Raw genomic sequence first — 18535 nt, 5'->3', positions numbered from 1 at the left:
AACACAAACAGATGACAGGGCGATTAATCAGCATGAACCAGGTACTCGGTATATCGGTCACCGACCTGGAGATCGCATCGGTTGTCGCCGACTCTGATACCGGCGAAGTGCTGGCCCGCAACTTTGTGGAGCTGCCGAGTTCGTCCCCGGACCACGTGTTCGACGCGATCTATCAGCTGGTCCAGTCCGCGCCGATCGTGCCGTCGGCGATCACCATCGCGTGTGCCGACAGCGCCACCACCCTTGCCATCGGCGACATCATCAATTCCGGTCAACTTCCCGCCGAGCCCGGGGTGGCCCCGACGACACCGGACTGGTTTGCCCAGACGACCGTGGTCGGAAGCCCGGTGGCCTACGCGGAGATCGCCGCCGTGCTGTTCGGTGCGCGCGGTGTGGTGCTCGTCGCCGACCTCGACAGGTCCGGCGCGCTGTTCCCCGGCCAGTCCGTGGCCCTGGTCGACACCGATACCCGAGTGGTCGTCGGTGCCAGTGAGATCTCCGGCGTCGGTGTCCGTCCACCGGTCACCGAACCCGACGGAGCGCAACTCCTCGCCGATGCGGTCGGCGTGATCGGCAACCCGACCGGTGCGTTGCAGGGCATCGCGGTCCTCGGACCGGGTGCAGCGATTCCGGGTGTCGCACCGTCTCTCGAATATGCGTTGCAGCTACCGGTCCAGGTCACCGAGGACGGGCAGTACGCCGCCGCCTATGGTGCCGCGCTGGTTGCCGCCTCGACGACCGTGGTCAGAGGGAACAACAGCCGGTGGGTGCTGTTGTCGGCAGCGGCCGCAGCCGCGCTGCTCGTCGCGATCGGTGTGGTTGCCGCAGTGGTGATGACCGGCGACTCGAGCATCCCCAAGAGCGCCGTCGACGACCACTCGACCACGCAGTCCACGACGTCGACCACCACCACGACCACGACAACGAAGAAGTCGACGCCGCGGCCGTCGATCTCGTCACCGACACTGCCTCCCGAGACCACGCAGGCTCCGGTGACCACAGAGGAGCCGCCCGTGGTCACCGTGGTCCCGCCACCGACCACGATTACGCAGACACCTCCGCCTCCGCCACCGTCGTCGTCCACCACAACCAGCGAAACGCCCCCGACCACCACCGCTACGACGACCACAACCGCATCCTCGGGCTCGGGCTCGGTCGAGCCCAGCCCGCCCGACGACGCGGCCAACCCGCCACCACCGGGGGCGGGCGCACCAACGGAGCCGAGCGCGGAGTAGCTCAGTACGGGTCGGTCTGTATCCGGCTGGCCGGGATGCCGGCGATCAAGAATCGTCGGCGGGTGTTCAGCAGCATGTCCGGGGAGCCGGCCATCAGGACCTGGTGGGTGGTCCAGTCCGTGCCGGATTCGAGGACCGCATCCGACAGCTGCCCCTGAACGCGTTCGAAGGTGATCCGGTCGGAATGTTCGCCGGCCGTACTCCACCACGGGTCGTCGGTGTCCTCGACAACGGTGGTGATCGTGAGCCAGGGGTTCATGGCCGCGATCTGCCCCAGCCGGGCGAGGTCGTACAGGTCGGCGGGGTAGCGCGCACCATAGAACAGATGCACCGCCGGTGGGGCGACGAGTCTCGTCAGGTCGATGATGATCGCGCGCAGCGGTGCGAGCCCGGTTCCGCCGGCGACCATGAGTACGTCGTTGCCGGTGGGGTCGACGTGCAGGGTGCCGTGGCTCTGTGCCAGATTCCACACGTCACCGACCTGGGTTTCGGTGACGATCGAGTTGCTGACTGTTCCGCCGGGCACCGCCCGGACATGGAACTCGAGTTCGCCCTCCGGGTTCGGGGGGATCGACGGCGACAGGTGCCGCCAGATGCGCGGCCACTGCGGGATCTGCACTTCGAGGTACTGTCCGGCCGCAAATCGCAACGGCTCGCCGGTTCGGAGTCGAACGACAGCGAGATCTCTTGACAGCCGATATTTTTCGGCAACGGTCGCCGGCCAGGTCGCGGGACCTTTCGCCGAATGTGCGGCGCCCCTCATCACACCGGTGGTCAGCATCACCGCCTGAGAGACGACGTCTGCGGTCTCTTCGTCCCACGCCTCGCCCATGACCGAGGCGATCTCACGCATCAGCGCGACGGAGAACTCGTTGTAATTCTGCTCGGTGACACCGTACTTCCGGTGATCGCGGCCCAGTTGACCGAGAAACTCCAACAGCAATGCATGGTTGTCGCGGTCGGGGACCGCTTCGAAGACATAGTCGATGACCCGGAACAGGGTTTCCCGCTGGTGTCCCATATTTGCGGGAAAGAGTTCTCGGAGCGCCGGATTTGTTGCGAATAACCGGATGTAGAAATCAGCGGTGAATCGATCGGGATCCCGGGCCAGCACATCGCGCACCTGCACCAGCACGTGCCGCGTATGAGTACCCACGCTATAGCCCGGCCTCTCCGTTGATCTACCGATAATGCCAGGTGAGAGGCATGTTCCGATGGTTGCGCACAATGTGCACCCATCGAGCGAAACTTGTCGGCCTCGTCACCCCTGCGACAGTTTATTGTGTTTTCCGGCCACTTACGATCAGGCGAGCGCAGTCGGCTGGGTACAGTCAACTCATGGCAGAGGGGCGCGCCAGTAATTATGCGCGCGAGGATTCGCTCGCCGGGCCGGGTGAATGGTCCGGGGCACGCGCGCGCGAATCCGCCGCCGCTGATTCAGGCCTGCTGGCACGAGTCATTCCGGGGATCATCGACACGCACATCCACCAGTGGGATCCGATGCATTCTCCGTGGAAGGCCTCACGGCGAGGCCGCCTCTACCGAGCGGCCCCAGTCCTCGGTAAAGCCATCTTCCGGTATGCGGTGGCGCAGCGCGATCGAGAGCTCATCCTCGATCCGCGAATAGTGGCTCGGTCGTACCTGCCGAGGAACTATTACTCCGACGCAGCCGGTGCCGTGGCGGTCAGCGGTGTGCCGGTCGAATCCGTGGTGTACGTCGAGACCGACTGGAGTGCCGATGATCCGCTCGGCTCTGCCGCTGAAACCCGTTGGGTGACAAACCTTCCGTTCGGAAAGAATGACGCACCCGACCTGGCTGCGATCGTGGCCCGAGGTGACCCGCGCAATCCGAAGTTCGGTCAGCTGATCGACATGCACCTCGACGTCAGCGACAAGGTTCGCGGTATTCGTTGTGCCTCTGCGTGGCATCCCGATCCCCAGGTGCGTAGCTGGGCCGACCGCGCGGGCGTGCTGGCGGACCCGGAATTCCTGTCCGGGTTCTCCGCTATCGCGGAGCGGGACCTGGTTTTTGAGGCATGGGTGTATTCGCACCAGCTTCGCGAGGTGCGGGCGTTGGCGCGTGAGTATCCGGACACCACGATCGTCCTCAACCATCTGGGAACCCCGGTCGGATTGTTCGGTCCGATGGGTCAGACGACCGGCAGTACTGCGGCGCAGCGGCACGAACTCATGCGGGCGTGGCGTGAGGACATCTCGGCATTGGCGCAGTGCCGCAATGTGGTCGCCAAGCTATCGGGCGTCGCGTTTCCGTTGTTGGGCTACGGCCATCAGCGTTCCGGGAACATCGGAACGCAACAGACTCTGACCAACATGACCGGGCCACTGATCGAGCATGCGGTGAAGGCCTTCGGGCCTGATCGATTGATGTTCGGCTCCAACTTCCCGGCCGACAAGCCGAACGCGACGCTGCCGATGATCGTCGGAAGTCAGTTGGAGATCCTGGAGCCCTATGGCGGCAGTCTGCTCCGAAAGGTGTTCCGCGACAATGCCCGACGTGTCTATCGCCTGGCATGATCTAGTGTGCGGGCGGCAGGTTCTCCAGGCGGACCTGTTGTAGGCGTTCGTGGACCAGAGGTACGGCGGAAGCACCTTCTCCACTCGCCGCCGCCACGCGCTTCATCGATCCGCTCCGGACGTCACCGACGGCGAAGATCCCCGGCACCGTCGTCTCGAGGAATGCCGGCGGTAACCCGTCGCGCCACTTGTCCTTCGGGATGGATCGCCCGGTCAGCAGGAAGCCGTGTTCGTCTCGCTTGACCTGGTGGGGAATCCAATCGCAGGTGGGCGCCGCACCCAGGAGCAGGAACAAACCCGACGCGGCGATCCGCTGCGACGATCCCGTCCGGTTGTTGCACAGTTCCAGCCATTCCAGATGACCTTTACCGCCTCCGTCGACCACTTCGGTGTGCCCGGCCACCGTGATGCATGGGCTCGCGTCGATCTCCCGGATCAGGTAATCCGACATGGTTTCCGTGAGCGACTCGCGGCGGATCGCGATGGTGACCGATCGGGCGAACCGCGACAGGTGCATCGCCGCCTGTCCGGCTGAGTTGCCGCCACCGACCACCACGACGTCGCGGCCCGCCATCTCGCGGGCGGCGCTGGTGGCGGCACCGTAGTAGACACCCGACCCGACGAGGTCTTCGCATCCCCGGATGCCGAAGCGGCGGTAGGCGACACCGGTGGCGATGACAATCGTGCGGGCACAGATACGGGCTTCACCTACGTGGACGTGGTGGTGGTCGAATTGCGAGTCGATGTCGATATGCGTGACACCGCGACCGCAGTAGAACTGCGCGCCGAAACGGCTGGCCTGGATCCGGGCACGTTGCGCCAGGCGCATCCCCGAGATCCCGCGCGGGAATCCGAGATAGTTGCGGATCATCGAGCTGGTTCCGGCCTGCCCGCCCACGGCTCCCTCCTCGATGACGGTGGTGGACAGACCTTCCGAGGCGCCGTATACCGCAGCGGCCAGACCGGCGGGGCCCGAGCCGATCACCAACAGGTCGGCGACGGTGCCTTCGGGGATGTCGTCGGGGGTTCCGTAGATGCGGGCGGCGACCTCGCTGACGGTCGGCCGCGATAGTGGCGGTTTGCCCGGGTGGTAGAGGAGCGGCAGGTCGGAGTCGCCGGTCACCGATTCGAGGATGTCCCGGCCCTCCCGGGATTCCGGGTGATGAATCTGTACGGGCATGCCCATCCGGTCGAGGAAGTCGCGGATCTCGGCGAGTTCGGGTGATGGTCCGTCGGCGACGATCTGCATGAACGCCACCTCGGGTGTGGCGACCGACCAGCCCCAGTCCGACAGATATTCGACGATTGCCGTGTGGAACTCCTCGTCGCGCTGGCCACGAGGTATGCCGAGATAGGTGTCGAAGCGACCTTCGGCGATGCCGGTTCGCAGTTCGTCGTACGAGGTTCCGAACCGAAGCGCCGGGACGAGGGCGATCCGGCGTGCGGTGGGGACGACAAACCGCAACTTCTGAAGCAGGTCTGACCCCTGCCACTGACCGAGCTCCTCGAGTTCGACAAGGATCAGGGCGATCGGAACACTGTGTTCCACAAGCGCTTTGACGATATCGAGACAGGCTTCGCCGGTGTCGGCGTATTTGACGGTGTAGTCGCGGCCGTAGCGACTGCGGATCTCGTCGATGACGGTGTTCCGCGAGGTTTCGGTGGTGGCCAGCACTATCGCCGGCGTCAGACGGTCATTGGGATCAAGAGCGGCGGGATCGAGCGAGCCTGAGGTCACCTCGTCAAATCTAGTGCGGTGTTGGCGTCAGTGTGGGTGTAAGTGTTTTCGGTGCCGCGTCGGCGCTGGAAACTCGAACCAGCCGACTTCGGTTGTTTGCCTTCGTCGAGAGGTCGTTACCTGATGTCCCGCAAGATCCGGTTCAACGCGTTCGACATGAACTGCGTCGCCCATCAATCGCCCGGCCTGTGGCGTCATCCGCAGGACCGGTCCTGGGACTACAACACCCTCGACTACTGGGTCGACCTGGCAAAAGTCCTGGAGACGGGCGGTTTTGACGGACTGTTCATCGCTGATGTCCTCGGTACCTACGACGTGTTCGCGGGGACCGACGAGGCCGCGATCCGTCAGGGTGCCCAGATCCCGGTCGCCGATCCGCTGCTCCTGGTCTCGGCGATGGCCCACGCCACCGAACATCTCGGTTTCGGCATCACCGCGGGCACGGGATTCGAGCACCCGTACCCGTTTGCGCGCCGGCTCTCGACCCTCGATCACCTGACCCGCGGCCGGATCGGCTGGAACGTGGTCACCGGTTACCTGCCCTCGGCGGCCCGGAACATGGGCGAGGTCGACCAGCTCGAGCACGATGCCCGCTACGACCATGCCGACGAGTACCTCGAAGTTCTCTACAAGTTGTGGGAAGGCTCCTGGGAGCGGGACGCGGTCCGTCGCGACAAGGACCACGGAGTGTTCGCCGATCCCGCCAAGGTTCACCACATCGGCCATCGCGGTGAGCATTTCAGTGTGCCGGGCATCCATCTCTCGGAACCGTCGCCGCAGGGATCGCCCGTGATCTACCAGGCCGGGGCCTCACCACGCGGAGTGAGGTTCGCCGCCGAGAACGCCGAGGCGGTTTTTGTCGGCGCACCCACCAAAGAGCTTCTGCGCAACCTGGTTACGAACATCCGGCAAGAGCTGGTCGCCGCCGGCCGCGACGCCTACGACGCTCGCATCTACACGCTGCTCACCATCATCACCGACGAGACCGAGGAAGCCGCACAGGCCAAGGCGGAGGAATACCAGCGCTACGCCAGTGCCGAGGGCGCACTGGTGTTCATGTCGGGCTGGATGGGAATCGACCTGTCGGAGTACGACCTCGACGAACCGATCGGCAACGTGCACAGCAACGCAATCCAGTCTGCGGTGGCCGCTTTCAGTCAGGCGTCCGGTGATCGCAAAGAGTGGACTGTCCGCGACATCGCGGCCTGGGGCGGAATCGGTGGCATGGGTCCCGTGCTGGTCGGGTCGGGTGAGAGCATCGCCGACCAGTTGCTCGAATGGGCCGAGTTCACCGATGTCGACGGATTCAACCTCGCCTACGCCGTGACGCCGGGTACGTTCACCGACGTCGTCGACCATGTGGTCCCGGCGCTGGAGGCCCGGGGTGCCTACGACCGTGAATATGTGCCGGGTACGTTGCGGCACAAGCTGTTCGGCAAGGGCGATCTGTTGCCCGACTACCACCGCGGCGCCACCTACCGGGTCGGCGGCGTCAACTCCACCATCGATGACTCGGTACGCGGCGGGGTCGCTGCGCATTCCTGATTCCCGCACCTGACTCGGGTGGTAGTTGATATCAACAGACCATGACTCACGATCTGTTCGACATCAGCGGAAAGACTGCTCTGATCACCGGGGGTACCAGTGGGATCGGAGCGATGATTGCCCACGGACTCCAGGCGCGGGGGGTCAAGGTGGTGATCGCCGGACGCAAAGCCGACGCACTCGAGAAGGCGTCGGCGGACGGGCTCACCGCGATCGGGGCAGACCTGTCGACGCCGGACGGTTGCACCAAGCTGGCGCAGGACGTGCTCGAACAGGTCGACTCGCTGGACATCCTGGTGAACAACGCCGGAGCCACCTGGGGCGCCCCGGTCGATGACTTCCCCGCCTCTGCCTTCGACAAGGTGCTCGACCTCAATGTGCGGGCGCCGTTCCTCCTGACGCAGGCGTTGCTACCGGCGCTGGGTGAATCGGCCACGCCGGACGACCCTTCGCGGATCATCATGATCGGCAGCATCGACGGGCTTCGGGTACCGGAGACCCCGTCATATTCGTACACGGCCAGCAAGGCCGCGGTGCATCAGCTCACCCGGCACCTGGCCGGTCACCTCGCCTCGCGGAACATCACCGTGAATGCCATCGCACCAGGGCCTTTCGAGTCGCGGATGATGCGGGCGATGCTGGAGGAACGGCGCGACGACATTGAGGCGGGTACGCCGCTCGGTCGTATCGGTCGGCCCGACGACATGGTCGGTGCCGTTGTCTATCTGAGCAGCAGGGCCGGCGGCTATCTGACCGGTGCGGTGATCCCCGTCGACGGTGGTATTTCGACCACGAGATGACCGATTTGTGCATCTAGGTCACAAATTCTCATGCAAAACCGCGAACTGGGCGCGAAACCGGTAGCGGGATTGTAGGGATTCTGTGACCCGGCATGCGATGATTAATGTGGTCGCCGATAGGCGGCGATTTGCCGAGCAAGGAGCAGTCGGGACATGTGGGATTCTTTCTGGGACTTCATCTGGTACACGCTGGTGATCTTCGCTTTCATCGCGTATTTGATGATCCTCTTCTACGTATTGATAGACCTGTTTCGTGACCACAAGACGTCGGGCTGGTTCAAGGCGGTATGGATTCTCTTCCTGGTCCTGTTGCCGTACATAACCCTCTTCGTCTATCTCATCGCACGCGGTCGTGGAATGTCTGAGCGGGCACTCGAAGCCCAGGTCCAGGCAAAGCAGCAGACCGACGCCTACATCAAGGAAACCGCCGGAAGTGCGGCGCCTGCAGATCAGATCGCGTCCGCAAAGGCGTTGCTGGACGCGGGCACCATCAATCAGGGCGAGTTCGAGCAGTTGAAGGCAAAAGCGCTGGCGCACTGACCAGCAAGCAATTCACTCCAGGCACCGAACGCCCATCGCGTTCGGTGCCTGGAGTGTTTTTGTGAGGGCTGGCCCCGACCGGCAGTGTGCCGTGTCACTGCACATGATGAGCGACGGTGCTATGCATGACTGACGTACGGCGAAAGCTGCTCCAGAACCGGGGCGGGTCGGCTGCGCTAACCGAAATGGTGACGCACAGATCCAAACGGACGGCGATGACATGCGAATACTTGTACTGGGAGCCACCGGCTACATCGGGGCCCGACTGGTCACAAAACTGCTGGCCGACGGCCACGACGTGGTCGCTGCGTCGCGGAATCCCAACAGACTGAGGCAGTTCGGTTGGTTCGCCGACGTTTCGACCGTGAAACTCGATGCGATGGACATCGATTCGGTGCGCGCCGGCCTGAGCGCGGCCGGACAGCTCGACGTTGTGTACTACCTGGTCCATGCCATCGGCCAGAAGAATTTCCGCAGGGACGATGAGGTCGCGGCGCAGAATGTCGCACGCGCGGCGCGTGATCACCAGGTAGGGCGCATCGTCTACCTCGGTGGATTCGTTCCGCACGACGGTGAACTCTCGGAGCATCTCGAGAGCCGCTCGGAGGTGGGCCGGGCATTGGACACCGACGGTGGCCCCGAACTGGTCTGGCTGCGTGCCGCGGTGGTGATCGGTGCGGGTTCGACGTCGTTCGAGATGGTGCGGTACATGTCCGACCGGCTCGCGGTGATTCCGCTGCCGTCGTGGATCGACAATCCGATGGATCCCATCTCGGTGCGCGACGCCATCCACTATCTCGCAGCGGCTGCGTTTGAAACGGTGCCGCCGGGGTATTACGACATCGCGGGCACGGAGACCTCGTCCTACAGCTCCTTGCTGTTTGCATATCTCCGCGCGAGCCGGTCGCCGCGGATCGGTGTGGTGTTGCCCGGCATCGACGTTCGGCTGGCCGGCTTTCTCAGCGGCCTGGTGGTGCCGATACCCAGCGGTCTCGCCTCTGATCTGGTGCGGTCGCTGGACCATCCGATGACGGCCTCGGAGAATACGATCCGCGACCACGTCCCTGATCCGCCTGGAGGCCTCTTGACGATTCGAGAAGCGGTGCGGCGCTCGGTCGACAGCCCGATGCCGAAGCCGGTGGACGAATTGGCCGACATCCATCATCTCGCCGATACCGATCCGTCTTGGGCCGGGGGAGATCTGATGCGTGTGAAACGTGGCGTCCGGAACCGTGTGGTGAAGCCGGTGCGTTCCGTGGTGGGCGCGGCTGTTGCCACGACCGGTCTGTACAAGTTGTGGGGCATATTTTGATCACACTGCCGGAGAGACTCGAATTCCTGCTGGGCACAGTCCAAGACGATTCCGAACCCCCGGAGTCGCGGCCGGCGATGATACGACGGCGCATCGTCGTCGTTGTCGTGCTGATCGCGGGCAGCGTGATGCTCGGTATGTCCCTGTCGATCGAGCCTGGGGATTCCTCGTTCTACCCCATGACGTTTGCGCTCGCCGCGGTGTGGGCGGCCGGGGCGTTGTTGTCGGGGCCGTTGCCGCTCGGCTCGTTCCCGCCTCCTCGAGGTGGTCCGGTACGTGCCGTGTGGATCGGCGTGGTGGTCGGTGCGCTCCTCGGGGTGATCTTCGTGCTCGGTGGCCTTGTCGCCAGGGAGATCCCGCCCGTACGCGACTTCATCGCCGAAGTTCTCGACCACGCGGACACCGGCGGTCTGTTCCTGGTGCTGTCCACCGCGATCGTCAACGGCGTCGCGGAGGAGATGTTCTTCCGTGGTGCGGTCTACAGCGCACTTCGAGGTCATGCGCCGGTGATCTTCTCGACGATCATCTATGTGATCGCCACACTGGCCAGCGGCAATCCGATGCTGGGGTTCGCCGCGATCCTGCTGGGTCTGGTCTGTGCACTCGAACGTCGCGCGACGGCCGGTGTGCTGGCGCCGGCGTTCACACATGTCGCGTGGACCATTGTCATGGTTCTGGTTCTACCGCAACTCTTTTGACCGGATGTCCCGTCTGCGGGGCGACAACACTGATGGAGGGGTTTGTATGGCAGGTGTGGATGTTTCGGTGCGGTCCAACCTTCGGCCCGACGCCGCGTGGGAGATGGCATCGGACCTGAGCCGATTCGGCGATTGGATGACGATCTTCGCGGGCTGGAAGAGCCCGCTCCCAGCTCAGGTCGAGTTGGGTACCGAGGTCTCATCGCTGATCAAGGTCAAAGGGTTCCGCAACACGATCCATTGGACTGTGACGCGGTACGAGAAGCCTCAGCTCCTCGAACTCTCGGGTCGCGGACGTGGCGGTGTGCACATCGACATCGAACTGAAGGTGACTCCCGACGGAGACGGTTCGGTATTCGACCTCACCGCCACCCTGAGCGGCGGCGTGCTGAACGGGCCCGTCGGCAATCTTGTTGCGAGGGTCATCGATTCGGATGTTCGCAGGTCCGTGGACAACCTGGTGGCCTTGGGTAGGTGACGCCGCACTGACTGGTACTCATCCCCAGTCCAGGGTTTGTAGAGTTGTGGACACGGGTATGTAGTGCCGACGACACTTGAGAATGGCGGTCGCAGACGCCGAAGGTCTACCCGACGTTAGGAACATGAAGTGAGTACTACGTATCAAGCGGTTGAGATTCTCGCCGAGCGGTCGACCACCACGACATCGGTGGGCGTGATCGGGTACATCATCATCGGCGGTCTCGCCGGTTGGCTGGCAAGCAAGTTCATGGGCACGGACAAGCAGATGGGCATCCTGCTCAACATCGTTGTCGGTGTGATCGGGGCGTTTCTGGGTGGGTTCATTCTGAGCTTCGCCTTCGACACCGCCAGTGGTGGATGGTGGTTCACCTTCTTTACGGCCTTGCTCGGCTCGGTCATCCTGCTGTGGATTGTGAAGAAGGTCAGAAGAACCAAATGACCCGGATTGGGCTCTCTGATCTCGATGTACTCCCGCTCAACCTGGGCGGCAACACTTTTGGCTGGACCAGCGACCGGGACACGTCGTTTGCCGTCCTCGACGCGTTCGTCTCGGTCGGCGGCAACTTCATCGATACCTCCGACAGCTACATGGCATCGATCCCGGGCAATTCGGGAGGCGAGTCGGAAACCATTCTCGGGCAATGGCTGACCGCGCGTGGTGGGCGCGATGACATCGTCCTGGCGACCAAGGTGAGCCGACATCCGGACTTTCTGGGGCTTGCACCCGACAACATCGCCAAGGCTGCCGAGGCGTCCCTACAACGACTGCAAACCGATCACATCGACCTCTACTACGCGCACTACGACGATCCGGACGTGCCGTTGGAAGACACCCTGGGTGCGTTCGACTCATTGGTTCGCGCAGGCAAGGTCCGATACCTCGGGATCTCGAACTATTCACCCGAACGCATCTCCGAGTGGTTGGCGATTTGTGAAACCAACGGATTTGCCAAACCGGTTGCCCTGCAACCGCACTACAGTCTGGTGGCCCGGGAACCCTTCGAATCGACCCTGCGTCCGCAAGCCGAGAAATTCGATCTCGGTGTGATGCCGTACTGGGCACTCGCCAGTGGCTTCCTCACCGGTAAGTACCGAACGCAGGCCGACGTCGACGGTGCCGCGCGCAAGCGGATCGTCGACGGCTACTTTTCCCCCGAAGGTCTGGCCGTGGTCGACGAACTGGCGGTCATCGCGACAGCGCACGACGTGGAGATCGCCACGGTGGCACTGGCCTGGACGCGGCAACAATCGACGGTGGTCGCACCCATCGCCAGCGCCCGCGTACCCGGGCAATTGGATGCTCTGATGGCCTCGATCGACCTGGAATTGTCAGATGCCGAACTAGTTCGACTCGACATGGTGTCGGCGTCGGTGGTCACGGACTGACCCGCGACCGCCGAGCGTGCCCTCGTTACCGCCGACCGTGCCAAAGGTGCAGGGGCGTTTTCGGCCCGCTCGACGGTCGGTTCGGCACGCTCGACGGTTCAGGCGCGGGCTACCTGCGGGCTCGTCGGCTGGACTGGATTGTCTGGCGCGACATAGCTGCCGAAGCGTTGACTACGCGGTCGCCGTAGCGTTCGAGCACGAGTGCCTGCGTCGCGGCCAGGTGGGCGCGGGCCAGACGTTCGGCTTCTTCGGCCCGGCCGGCGGCGATTTCCTCGACGAGCCGGTGATGAGCATGGACCGCACCTTCGGCCTCGAGCTGCGACGGGTACTCACCGTGCCGCGTGCGGGCTTCTGCCCAGGCCTCTTCCTGTGCCGACCACAGTGCGACGTAGCTGCCCACGGCGTAACGGATGGTCGCGTTGGGTGTGAACGACACGACCAGGTCGTGGAAGTCGCGGGCGGAATGGGTGAAGTCGACGCCGTTGGCGATGTGGTCGACGGAGTCGTCGATGGTCTTCTGCAGGGCCGGGACCACAACTTCGAGGCGGTCTTCGCGTTTGGCGCACTCGGCGGCACACATGGGCTCGAGCATCTGGAGTCCGGCTGCGAGGTCCCTGAGGGTGACGCGGCCGGCCTGCAGGGACAGGCCCAGGTGGTAGGCGGCCGACGTCTCGTCGGGGCGGTGGACGTCCGCGCCGCCGATGTTGCCGCGACGGACCGTGACCAGGCCTTCGGTCTCCAGGATGCGCAGGGCTTCGCGGATCGAGGGGTAGCTGACGCCGAAATCCTTGACCAGTTGTTCCTGGGTGGGGAGACGGTAGTGGTCGTCGCCCAGGATGTTGTCCCGCAGCTCGTCGGCCACGGTTTCGGCGATCCGGCGCTGAGGCACCCGGCGACTCGGGACTGTTGTCACGCTCGCCACCTTATATTCACTCGGCCATCTTAATCTGACGAGACTTACCATTCAAGTATTCCAATCCTTGTGAGGATTGAGTTACCGTGCACGTATGGACTTCACGTTGGGTGAGCCGGCGAATGTGCTCCGCGAGGACCTTCGCCGGCTGATCAAGGACAATGTCCCGGCAGAGTTCCGGGGCGCGTTCACCGATGATCCGGGCGACCTCGAAACCGCCCAGGCATTCTGTCGGTTCCTCGCAGAGCGCGATCTGCTCTGTCTGGCCTGGCCCGAAGAGTTCGGCGGACGTGGTGCCTCGGTCTGGGAACAGACAGTGGTCCGCGAGGAGATGTGGGCACATCACGAGCCGCGGGGCGCCCAGTACATGGGCGTGAACTGGGTCGGTCCGACGATCATGCGGCACGGGACAGAAGCGCAGCAGCAGTTGCACCTCCCGCCGATAGCGCGCGGCGAGGTGATCTGGTGCCAGGGCTTCAGTGAACCCGGGTCGGGCTCTGACTTGGCGTCTCTGCGCACCGCAGCGCGGCGTGAGGGTGACGGCTGGAGCATTTCCGGGCAGAAGATCTGGACCTCGTACGCGACGATGGCCCAGTGGTGTTTCCTTCTCGCCCGCACCTCATCGGGGGAGCGCAAGCAACACGGGCTCACGGTCTTCCTCGTTCCGATGTCCGATCCGGCCATCGAGGTGAGGCCCATCCGCGCGATGCTTGGTCCCCATCACCTCAACGAGGTCTTTTTCAACGACCTCAAGGTGACGCAGGCGCATGTCCTCGGAACCGTCGACGAGGGATGGAAGGTCGTCCAAGAAGTACTCGCATTCGAGCGCGTGGGGATCGCCCGCTACGCCCGGTGCGAGAAGCTTCTGCAAGAGGCGCCGGAGGTCCTGGGCGACGAGTGGGACAATCTGCCCGCCGAACTCCTCGCACGGTGGGCCCGGATGCTGGTGCACTGCCGTCGGGCAAGGTTGCTCGCGTATCGGGTCGTGTCGATGCAGAGCCAGGGGCAGGTGCAGCCGGCCGACGCTGCGCTCTACCGGATCGCGGTGACAACACTCGACCAGGCCAGCGCCAGCGTCCTTGCGGAGATCGCCACCTACGCCCCGATGACGGGTGAGGCGGCAGAAGGATTCCGGCTCGACGTCCAGGCGCACTGGGGCTACTCGCAGGCGGCAACGGTCTCATCGGGGAGCATCGAAATGCAGAAAATCCTACTGGCTCGCAACCTGCTGGCGGCGTCATGAACATCGAACTGAGCCCAGAGGCCATCGAATACGGAACGACGGCACTGCGGGCATTCGAATCGGCCGGCGGTGACCGGCTCCTCGAAGTGGCGGAAGTCGATCCGGCCGGACGTGATCGTGCGCTGGAACCGGTGTTCGCCGGCCTCGGCGCCTGGGACCTCAATCCCCGTGGCGACGATGATGAACTCGAGGCAGCGGCTGCGTTGTGCCGGAGCGCCGGTTACTGGGGCATCCCGTACCCGGTTGCAGAACGTCTCTCCAAGCCCGTCGACCTCGACGTCGACGGATTGGTGGTCGTCGCCGACCACGGCCCCGCAGCTGCCATCGCCGACCTCGATTTGCGATGGTCTGCGGTCGCATTGAGCGGCCTTCGCAGTTCGGTCACCGTGCTGCCGGCGATTTCGTCCCCGCGTACGTCGGCGTTTGTCGCGCCCCTCGAGCTCACATCGATCGACCACGACGGCGCCAACGATCTCGCACTCGGGCTGGTTCTGCCGTGTTGGACATTGCTGGGAATGCTCGACCGTGCCCTCGAACTCACCCGCGCGCACGTACTCATGCGCGAACAGTTCGGCCGCCCGCTGGCGCGGCTGCAGGGTGTCCAGTTCCAGCTCACCGACGCCGAGGTCGAGCGCAGTGGCATGGAGATCCTCGCCAAGTACGCGTTGTGGAGCATCGAGGCAGGCCTGGACGAGGCCGTGGACGACGCATTGGCGTTGCGGTTGGCAGCCGTGGAGGCGGCCGACGTCGTGTTCCGGGTTGCCCACCAACTCCATGGGGCCACCGGCTTCTGCGACGAGACCACACTCTCGTGGCTCTCGCGCTACAGCCTGCCGTTGCGACGACTCCCGCTGGGACTCTCGGCGACCGGCGCGGCCCTGAGCTCGCGCGTGAGTCGCAAGGGCCTGACCGGACTCTTCGGCAACACATCTGTCGCGATGCCCGAACCGGCGGCGATCATTCAATGACAACCAGTGGGGAACCAGTGAAATACGATCTTCCCGACGAACTGACGGTGACCAGTGACGGACCCATCCGCACGGTGACCATCAATCGGCCCGACGACCTCGGTGCGGTCAACAAGAACCTGCACTGGGCTCTGGCCAACGTCTGGCGGCAGATCGCTGCCGACCGCGACGCCGCCGTGGTGATCCTCACCGGGTCGGGTCGGGCATTCAGTGCCGGCGGAGATCTGAACTGGATCACCTCCTTCCTCGACGACCCGGTCGGCCGCGACGAGAGCATTCGCGAAGGCGCCGAGATCATCGACGAGATGCTGCGGTTCCCGCTGCCGATCATCGCTGCCGTGAACGGCCCGGCGGTCGGTCTCGGCTGCAGTATCGCGGTGCTCTGCGACATGGTGCTGATCTCGGAGAAGGCCTATCTGGCCGATCCTCACGTGGCAGTCGGTTTGGCCGCCGGTGATGGCGGAGCGGCGTTCTGGCCGTTGCTGACGCCGATCCTGAGGTCGCGGGAGTACCTGTACACCGGTGACCGGATCCCGGCAGCAACTGCTGTCGAGTTGGGTCTGGCAACACGTGTCTGTGCCCCCGATGACCTGGGCGACCAGGCGCAGCAACTGGCGCAGCGTCTCGCCGCGCAACCCCGCGAGGCGTTGCAGAGCACCAAACGCATCGTCAACATGCATCTGAGCCAGGCCCTCGCCGGCCCATTGCAGGCCGGATTCGCCGCTGAGGTTGTCACGATGCAGTCCGAGGAACACCGCAAACGCCTTCTGGCGCTGGTGGAACGGGCTCGCTCCTGATGTCAGAAGAGCTCAGTGACTTCCGTGCGACGGTCCGGGATTGGTGTGTGGACAACATTCCGGCGGACTGGCGATCGGCGCAGACCGGGGTGTCGGATGAGGAGTTCGTCCGCTTCCAGAAGAACTGGTTCGCCGAACTCCGCCAAGCCGGATATGCCGTTCCGCACTGGCCGGCCGCGTGGGGTGGCGGCATGACGGTCGAGCAACAAGTGGTGCTCTACCAAGAACTCGCCGCCCACGACGCACCTCGACTGGTGTTGCCATTCGTCTCGATCCACCACGCGGCATCCACGCTGCTGGCCGCCGGGACGCAGAAGCAACGCGAACGCCACCTCCCGGCGATCCTCGACGGTGAGATCTGGTGTCAGGGATTCTCCGAACCCGGCGCGGGTTCGGACATGGCTGCTCTCAAGACATCTGCGCGCAAGAACGGTGACACGTACATCGTCAACGGCCAGAAGCTCTGGGCCAGTGGCGCTCTGCACGCCGACTGGTGCCTGCTGTTGGCGCGAACGGATCCGGAGGCGCCCAAACGGCGCGGGATCTCGTACTTCCTGCTCGACATGCGCACCCCCGGTATCGACGTCCGGCCCATCCGGCAGGCGACCGGCGAGTCGCACTTCTGCGAGATCTTCCTCAACGACGTGGTGATCCCGGCCGAGAATCTCGTCGGTCCGGAGAACGCCGGCTGGCAGGTGGCCCAGGAGACACTCGGCGCCGAACGCGGGATGACGATGCTGGAACTGTCGGAACGCCTGGCACACGGTGGTTTTCGATGGCTGGTCGAAGAATGCTCGAAACCCCGCCGGAACGGTTCTGTGCCGCTCGATGATTCGCGGGTGGCAGATCGGCTCGCGGAGTTGGAGATTCAGATCGACGGCCTGCGACTGCTCTGCTCCGACTTTGCGACCAACGACGACTCCGGGCCGGCGGATGCCTCGATCGTGAAGCTGTTCTACAGCGAATTGCTGCAACAACTGACCGACTTCGGTGCCGAGGTCGCCGGGCTGTCCGCGCAGACCGACCTGCGTAAACCACTGTCGAGCGGATGGGAATCCGGTTCCTGGGTCCTGGATTTCATCGGATCGTGGGAATGGACCATCCCGGGTGGCACCAGCGAGATACAACGCAACATCATCGGCGAGCGGGGCCTCGGTCTGCCGCGAGAACCGGCGGGAGCCTGATGTCGACTGACAACCTCTCCGAACTGCACGATCTCTCCGAGTTGCATGGGGAACTTCGCGCGGTCGCACGTGACCTGCTTGCCAAAGTGGACGTCGGTACCCCGGTCGATTGGCAGCAGGTCGCCGGATCCGGATGGCTCGGACTGGAAGCAGCAGAGGAATTCGACGGCGCCGCTGCGACTTTCGCCGAGACGGCCGTTGTCCTGCGAGAAGCCGGACGAGCGCTGACAACCGGCCCCTACCCGGCCGTGGCAACACTGAGCCTGGGACTGCTGGAATCGCTGGCGTCGTCTCCGGCCCGCGATGAACTGTTGCGGGACACCGTATCCGGTGGTTCCGTCCCGATTGTCGTGGTCCAAGGCGAGAGCAACCTCGACGAGATCGATCAGACGTCGTTCCGCATCACCCGCGACGAGGCGGGATGGCACCTGCGCGGTGACGCCGACCTGGTCCTGGGTGCCCCCGGCGCCGACCGCCTCCTCATTCCCGCGCTTGATGCAGAGGACGTCGGCGGTGGGATCGTCATCGTGGCCGTCGATTCGACCACCAGTGGACTGACGGTTGTTGATCAGCCGGTTGTCGACCTCACCCGCAGCTTCGGTCGCGTGATCGCCGACGACGTGGTGGTGCCGGTGGAATCGGTGTGGCGGTTCGCGTCGGACGGCGCGGATGCGCTGCGGCACCTTCACGATCGCGCGGCACTCGGAGTAGCTTGCGACAGTCTCGGGCTCAGTGAGGCCGTGATGGCGTTGACGGTCGAATATGTCGGTGTACGAGAACAATTCGGCCGCAAGATCGGATCATTTCAGGCCGTGAAGCACGCCTGCGCCGACATGCTCGTCCAGGTGACGGTGGCACAGAAGCTCGTTGATGCTGCAGTCGGTGCGCTGGCCGCCGACCAACCCGATGCCGCGGTGGCGGTTTCGATGGCCAAGTCGTTCACGTCTGCGATGGCCGTGGATGTGGCGGGCAAGGCAATGCAACTCCACGGCGGTATGGGCTACACGTGGGAGAGCAATATCCACGTCTACCTCAAGCGCGCCATTTTGAATCGGTCACTGTTCGGTTCACCCGCGCAGCATCGCGCAGGACTGGCCGCCCGATACCGATAGTCTGCTGTTCTGGCGGCCTCGACCCGAAGGTCTCGGCCGCCAGAAACAC

At 64.2% G+C, this 18535-nt stretch carries 18 protein-coding genes; 15 read left to right on the top strand and 3 right to left on the bottom strand.

The window, feature by feature from the left end; translation table 11 throughout:
* Positions 1-32 precede the first annotated feature (32 nt).
* Positions 33-1235 carry a hypothetical protein gene (locus H290_RS30135; protein WP_020106157.1) on the top strand — a complete coding sequence of 401 codons (1203 nt, stop codon included), beginning with the start codon at positions 33-35 and terminating at the stop codon, positions 1233-1235.
* Position 1236: 1 nt separating this feature from the next.
* Here the strand turns inward: H290_RS30135 and H290_RS0107430 are convergent, their stop codons facing one another.
* Complete coding sequence (locus H290_RS0107430) at positions 1237-2391, bottom strand: FAD-binding oxidoreductase (RefSeq protein WP_028462910.1); 1155 nt, start codon at positions 2389-2391, stop codon at positions 1237-1239.
* A gap of 182 nt (positions 2392-2573) precedes the next feature.
* On the opposite strand from H290_RS0107430, the gene H290_RS0107425 reads away from it, so the two are divergent.
* Positions 2574-3770: an amidohydrolase gene (locus H290_RS0107425; protein ID WP_020106155.1), complete on the top strand. Its 1197-nt coding sequence runs from the start codon at positions 2574-2576 to the stop codon at positions 3768-3770.
* A gap of 1 nt (position 3771) precedes the next feature.
* Here H290_RS0107425 and H290_RS0107420 read toward each other — a convergent pair whose 3' ends face one another.
* The gene (locus H290_RS0107420; RefSeq protein ID WP_020106154.1) at positions 3772-5508 is read right to left on the bottom strand and encodes an FAD-dependent oxidoreductase; all 1737 of its coding nucleotides are present in this window, start codon (positions 5506-5508) and stop codon (positions 3772-3774) included.
* Positions 5509-5631: 123 nt separating this feature from the next.
* Between H290_RS0107420 and H290_RS0107415 the strand changes: the two genes are divergently transcribed.
* The 8 genes from H290_RS0107415 (at position 5632) to H290_RS0107380 (ending at position 12269) form a co-directional block, all read left to right on the top strand.
* Positions 5632-7053 carry an LLM class flavin-dependent oxidoreductase gene (locus H290_RS0107415; protein ID WP_020106153.1) on the top strand — a complete coding sequence of 474 codons (1422 nt, stop codon included), beginning with the start codon at positions 5632-5634 and terminating at the stop codon, positions 7051-7053.
* Positions 7054-7094: 41 nt separating this feature from the next.
* Entirely contained in the window at positions 7095-7853 is a 759-nt protein-coding gene (locus tag H290_RS0107410) for an SDR family oxidoreductase (protein WP_020106152.1), read from the top strand.
* 153 nt (positions 7854-8006) lie between these two features.
* The gene (locus H290_RS0107405) at positions 8007-8393 is read left to right on the top strand and encodes an SHOCT domain-containing protein (RefSeq protein ID WP_020106151.1); all 387 of its coding nucleotides are present in this window, start codon (positions 8007-8009) and stop codon (positions 8391-8393) included.
* 220 nt (positions 8394-8613) lie between these two features.
* On the top strand, positions 8614-9705 hold the full coding sequence (locus H290_RS0107400) for an NAD(P)H-binding protein (protein WP_020106150.1): 1092 nt from the start codon (positions 8614-8616) through the stop codon (positions 9703-9705).
* Entirely contained in the window at positions 9702-10403 is a 702-nt protein-coding gene (locus H290_RS0107395) for a CPBP family intramembrane glutamic endopeptidase (RefSeq protein WP_020106149.1), read from the top strand. The genes H290_RS0107400 and H290_RS0107395 overlap by 4 nt, the downstream gene beginning before the upstream one ends.
* Positions 10404-10449: 46 nt before the next feature.
* Positions 10450-10881: an SRPBCC family protein gene (locus tag H290_RS0107390; RefSeq protein WP_020106148.1), complete on the top strand. Its 432-nt coding sequence runs from the start codon at positions 10450-10452 to the stop codon at positions 10879-10881.
* A gap of 129 nt (positions 10882-11010) precedes the next feature.
* Positions 11011-11322, top strand: coding sequence for a GlsB/YeaQ/YmgE family stress response membrane protein (locus tag H290_RS0107385; RefSeq protein ID WP_020106147.1), 312 nt, complete (start codon positions 11011-11013; stop codon positions 11320-11322).
* Positions 11319-12269, top strand: coding sequence for an aldo/keto reductase (locus H290_RS0107380; protein WP_020106146.1), 951 nt, complete (start codon positions 11319-11321; stop codon positions 12267-12269). The genes H290_RS0107385 and H290_RS0107380 overlap by 4 nt, the downstream gene beginning before the upstream one ends.
* A 109-nt stretch (positions 12270-12378) precedes the next feature.
* Here the strand turns inward: H290_RS0107380 and H290_RS0107375 are convergent, their stop codons facing one another.
* Entirely contained in the window at positions 12379-13182 is an 804-nt protein-coding gene (locus H290_RS0107375; protein ID WP_028462906.1) for a FadR/GntR family transcriptional regulator, read from the bottom strand.
* A 94-nt stretch (positions 13183-13276) separates the two neighbouring features.
* Between H290_RS0107375 and H290_RS0107370 the strand changes: the two genes are divergently transcribed.
* From H290_RS0107370 to H290_RS0107350, 5 genes are read left to right on the top strand one after another with little or no spacing between them, the layout of a single operon-like run.
* Positions 13277-14425 (top strand): acyl-CoA dehydrogenase family protein, encoded by a 1149-nt coding sequence (locus H290_RS0107370; RefSeq protein ID WP_020106144.1) that lies wholly within the window; start codon positions 13277-13279, stop codon positions 14423-14425.
* The gene (locus H290_RS0107365) at positions 14422-15393 is read left to right on the top strand and encodes an acyl-CoA dehydrogenase family protein (RefSeq protein ID WP_020106143.1); all 972 of its coding nucleotides are present in this window, start codon (positions 14422-14424) and stop codon (positions 15391-15393) included. The genes H290_RS0107370 and H290_RS0107365 overlap by 4 nt, the downstream gene beginning before the upstream one ends.
* A gap of 17 nt (positions 15394-15410) precedes the next feature.
* The gene (locus H290_RS0107360) at positions 15411-16190 is read left to right on the top strand and encodes an enoyl-CoA hydratase/isomerase family protein (protein WP_020106142.1); all 780 of its coding nucleotides are present in this window, start codon (positions 15411-15413) and stop codon (positions 16188-16190) included.
* Positions 16190-17374 (top strand): acyl-CoA dehydrogenase family protein, encoded by a 1185-nt coding sequence (locus tag H290_RS0107355; RefSeq protein WP_020106141.1) that lies wholly within the window; start codon positions 16190-16192, stop codon positions 17372-17374. The genes H290_RS0107360 and H290_RS0107355 overlap by 1 nt, the downstream gene beginning before the upstream one ends.
* Positions 17374-18486 carry an acyl-CoA dehydrogenase family protein gene (locus H290_RS0107350; protein ID WP_020106140.1) on the top strand — a complete coding sequence of 371 codons (1113 nt, stop codon included), beginning with the start codon at positions 17374-17376 and terminating at the stop codon, positions 18484-18486. The genes H290_RS0107355 and H290_RS0107350 overlap by 1 nt, the downstream gene beginning before the upstream one ends.
* The last annotated feature ends 49 nt before the right edge of the window (positions 18487-18535 follow it).

Origin of the sequence: Nocardia sp. 348MFTsu5.1 (assembly GCF_000383535.1) — a bacterium.
Classification (GTDB): Bacteria; Actinomycetota; Actinomycetes; order Mycobacteriales; family Mycobacteriaceae; genus Williamsia; species Williamsia faeni.
Note: the sequence above shows the minus strand (reverse complement) of the source record. Positions and strands in the feature narration are given on the sequence as shown.